Annotated in this window: 1 protein-coding gene; it reads left to right on the plus strand. The window is 61.8% G+C overall.

Going from position 1 to position 272, the window contains the following annotated elements; genetic code table 11:
• On the plus strand, positions 1 to 272 hold a 272-nt coding region (locus SB724_RS20115; protein ID WP_410572606.1), incomplete at both ends, for a hypothetical protein.

Consider the following 272-nt stretch of genomic DNA (forward strand, 5'->3'; position numbering starts at 1 on the left):
GCTCGACAACGAACTCTCCGGTGTGACCGGTGAAGGCAAGGGATCCCTGCAGGACAAGGCCTCCCCGCCGTCGCTGGTCCGCTACGACCTTGGCAAACGTAAACCAGCCACGCTCGTATCCGCGGTGGACAGGTACCGTGTGTCCGGAGACGGTCAGCGGGTAGTTTTTGTCCTTGGCCAGCAGGTCAGCTCCGTGCCTGCCGACAGCAAGGTCGACGACGATTCCGAAGAGCTGGTCAAGGTGGATCTCACCCGGATACGGGTGATTCTGG

It is taken from the genome of Bacillus sp. SIMBA_031, assembly GCF_046535225.1.
In the GTDB taxonomy this organism is placed as follows: domain Bacteria; phylum Bacillota; class Bacilli; order Bacillales; family Bacillaceae; genus Bacillus; species Bacillus velezensis.